The sequence below is a fragment of the Shivajiella indica genome (assembly GCF_042683085.1).
GTDB lineage: Bacteria > Bacteroidota > Bacteroidia > Cytophagales > Cyclobacteriaceae > Shivajiella > Shivajiella indica.
The window spans coordinates 1-3172 of the sequence record NZ_JBHUIV010000022.1 but is presented as its reverse complement, the minus strand read 5'-3'; the positions used below and the strand labels follow the sequence as shown (position 1 = coordinate 3172).

Sequence of the window (3172 nt, the reverse complement as noted above, 5' to 3'; positions counted from 1 at the left end):
GAAGGTACTGTTGTCAACCGCTCCCGGGGCCATCACCGCTATCGGGGTTCCGCTCACAGTCGCCTGTGGATCCGTCACCACAACTCCGGTCAAGGTCACGTTGCCCGTGTTCTCAACTGTAAAGGTGTAATTTATGAATTCTCCTGCATCAGCCCTCCCATTGCCGTTCACATCTTCAAATGTGCCGGTTTTCAGAATTTCTATCCCAGGTACTGCATCTTCTGGCGTGATGGTCTCTGTATCTATTGCCGAAACGGGAACTCCATTAGCCGCAGTTCCTGAAACAGTTGCCTCATTGGTAATGGCCACATTGTTGTCAATATCCTGCTGGGTAACTGTATAGGTTGCAGTAAAAGTTATGGAAGTACCAGGAGCAAGGTTATCAATAGGATCCTGAGTTGAAGGTGTGCTTAAAGTTCCTGTACCAGGATGCACATCATTGATATTAATGGAGTTTAGGGTTATATTCCCAGTATTGGTCACCAGATAGCTATAGGTAATTTCGTCTCCAGCCTGAACATCAGTTGTTTTGCTGGCTGTCTTTTCGATTTCAATTTCCTCAACCTGACTTACTGTAGTTACTGCATTACTTCCAACTGGATTTGCTAATTGTGGAGAAGACACTGACACAACATTAACCAGATTATCTCCTAAATCAATATCTGCCTGTGTAACAGTGTAAGAAATTTCATATTCCCAAAATTCTCCAGGATTAAGAATTCCATCACTGTTATCATCTCCAGCCAACAGTGTCAAAATAACACCAGTATCAGAACCAGGCAAAAAGTCTGTTGCAATTAGGTTGGAAATATTCAGGTTACCTGTATTTTCAACAGTGATTTCATATTCTATAACCTGTCCTGCAGCAGTAACTGGATTTGGGCCTCCTATTTGATTTTTCTCCACAATAATCCTTGGAACCTGTGTAAAATTCACCACAAAAGTGCTTTCATCCTCAACAGTGAGGGATCCGGCTGTGGCAGTTACTGTAGCAGTGTTGCTAAAAGATCCAGTTTCAATATCCGCTTGGGTAATGGTATAAGTACCACTAAAGGTGGTATTATCCCAATCACCTTCATTAAGTGAAAAAGGTGATCCGGTTAAATTTATTCCCGGATCACTAAGGGTAACATTGACTAAATTAGCATTCCCTGTATTAGTAATTAAAAAAGTATAATTAATAATATCTCCTAAATTCTGAAGTCCATCGCCATTGGTATCAACATAAACTCCTGTCTTTACCAAACTGATATTCGGTACAGGGGCTATCAATACATACGTTTCGATCTTTGTACATCCATTTTCATCTGTAATGGTAGCCTGATAAGTACCTGGACTTAAATTATTTCTCGAAGATCCAGTTACTCCATCATTCCAAGTAATTGAAATGGTACCGGTACCTCCCACAATAACCAAGGAAATAGATCCATCAGAGTTTCCGGGGGTTGGTTGACTGACCGTAGGGGTAACCAGTATTTCATCCGGTATAACTATAGATTGGGTAAATGTATTGGAGACCCCAACCGCATCAGTGACGGTAAGGGTTGCAGAACCGGATCCTGTATAAACAACCACAGGGTTCGCTTGGTTAGAATTAGCCGGAGTTGCATTAGGTCCAAAGTTCCAGCTGTAGGTATATGGTAATCTTCCTCCGGTTGATGTGTTTAAAAAATTAACAGTTGTTGAACCTGCAACAGTACAAGCTGTATAGTCAAATTGTACAGCTAAAGGTGCATCTACCAAAATATCATTATTAAATTGACATTGGGCACTTGGATAACTGTTACAATCATAGCTCTGTGAAAGATTCGCTGAACCACTGGTCGTCCAGGCTAAAACAGGATTAATCAATCTGACTTCCTGACCGCAAACCCAATTAATTGGTAATTCAGTAAGTGTAATGGTTACAGGATTATTTTTCGCAGCAGCTAGATTTCCAAAAAAATAATTTAAAAATATGGCATCATTACCAATCGATAAATCTGCAAATAATCGCCCATTACTTGTCGAAGATCCTGAATTCGTTGAATATTTAAAACTGATATAAGCAGTTTGTTGCTGCCCAATAGTACAGGTTGCAAAACTGTTTGTAATTGGATTTCCATTGATATCACTCAAAAAAACTTCTTCAACTGAGTAATTATTGGATGAACAACTTAACCCACATGTTCTTAAATCCAACAAATTAGGTTGATTCTGCGCATGGAGATGTTGAGAATTCAACAATATTCCTAAAACAAAAATCCATGCAAAAAGGGCAAGATTGTAAATGATCTTTTTCATAGCCTAAGAGATTAATTTAGATGGATTTAAAAATGTCAATCCAGCAAGTTGAATTTCTTTAGTAAATAGGGTTCCTATAAAAATTTTGGAACCTAAAGAATTAATCTCCATTTCATACCATGGAGAAATGAACGTTGGGGGCACCTGCTCCCTGACATCCAAATGAACAATTGTTTTCATTTTTTAAGGATCTAATGTAAAACCGTAATAAAGATTGCAGTTCGTAGCTGCGGTAAAAATCATAAAAATTTTTATAAAACAAAAAATTATTTTTTGTCAAAATGTAGTATAACAAAATATTCTTCTATAATCGTATTTTTTTTGGATATGAAATGCAAAATTTTTTGTGCACATTGAAAAATTTTTTTTTTCTAGAAAATGATTTTTTTGAGGAATACCTGCTCAAAAATCTGTATTTCAATCAAAAATTCACCTATCAACTTCGTTTAAAGAGTTGGGTATTATGAAGAAAACAATAGAAAATTTTGAAACGACGATGGGTTAATCAAAACAAAATATTCTGGTTTTTCGAACCGATTAGTTTGTAAAATAGTGGATTTGAAAGCTTGAAATATCAGTATAAATCCTCGGTAAAAATTCTACCAAAACTTAATATTTCAAAGAAGAAAATCCAGACATCAAAACTAAAGAGACTGGATTTTTGCATCCCAACCGAATCCAATTTTTTTTGCAAATCAGAACAAAAACAGGATTTTATTCTTTTATCAAAAGCATCATAAAAAGAAAAAAAGCTGACCGGACCCCGGGCAGCCTTTTCAGTAAATCAAATAGACCGTTTCTTAGTTTCCTAATTGCTTAGGGAAAAAATATTTTTTTATATCCTTAATTCTTTCATTCTTAATTCCTAATTCTTCATTCTTCATTCCCA

General features: G+C 36.6%; 1 protein-coding gene. It reads right to left on the bottom strand.

From position 1 onward, the window contains the following. The coding region (locus tag ACFSKV_RS16400) for a DUF7507 domain-containing protein (RefSeq protein WP_465270326.1) at positions 1-2283 on the bottom strand (2283 nt) is incomplete at its 3' end. Positions 2284-3172: the final 889 nt, after the last annotated feature.